This window comes from Palleniella muris, from assembly GCF_004792655.1.
Classification (GTDB): Bacteria; Bacteroidota; Bacteroidia; order Bacteroidales; family Bacteroidaceae; genus Prevotella; species Prevotella muris_A.
On sequence record NZ_SRZC01000053.1, the window covers coordinates 1 to 756 of the forward strand.

At 50.4% G+C, this 756-nt stretch carries 1 protein-coding gene; it reads left to right on the forward strand.

Going from position 1 to position 756, the window contains the following annotated elements:
- The first annotated feature begins 127 nt into the window (after positions 1-127).
- Positions 128-682, forward strand: a complete 555-nt coding sequence (locus E5358_RS14945; RefSeq protein ID WP_135940944.1) for an NADH peroxidase — start codon at positions 128-130, stop codon at positions 680-682.
- Positions 683-756: the final 74 nt, after the last annotated feature.

Sequence of the window (756 nt, forward strand, 5' to 3'; positions counted from 1 at the left end):
CCATTCCCAAATTCACCATTTATTTTCCCGAATTGCCTTGGGATATAGGAAATAAAGTTGTAATTTTGCATACAACAAAACAACAAACAGAAAAAACAGTATTAACCAACTTAAAAACTCAAATATCATGACAAAGAAATTCATTTGTTCCGTTTGCGGATACATCCACGAAGGTACAGAGGCTCCAGAGCAGTGCCCATTGTGCAAAGCTCCTGCATCAAAGTTCAATGAGGTAGACGAGAGCGCCGCTGCTGACTACGCTACTGTCCACAAGATCGGCGAGGCTAAGGCATCCGGTGCCGACGAGGAGATGATCAAGGACCTCAACGCACACTTTAACGGTGAGTGCACAGAGGTTGGCATGTATCTCGCCATGTCACGCCAGGCTGACCGTGAGGGCTACCCGGAGATTGCTGAGGCTTTCAAGCGCTACGCATTCGAAGAGGCTGAGCACGCTGCAAAGTTCGCTGAGCTCCTCGGTGACGTGGTATGGGACACAAAGACAAACCTTGAGAAGCGCATGATGGCAGAAGCCGGCGCTTGCGAGGACAAGTTCCGCATCGCAAAGAACGCCAAGGCGGCTGGTCTGGACGCTATCCACGACACTGTACACGAAATGGCAAAGGACGAGGCGCGCCACGGCTCAGGCTTCCGCGGTCTCTTCAACCGTTATTTCAAGTAAGGCATAACAATCTCTGCGCACAAAAAACGCCGGGAAGAAACTATAAAGGGCGGTATCCTTCACTGAGGATGCCG

Bases quoted from the DNA above. Each gene is read 5' to 3' on its own strand.
- E5358_RS14945 (WP_135940944.1), top strand. From the start codon at position 128: ATGACAAAGAAATTCATTTGTTCCGTTTGCGGATACATCCACGAAGGT.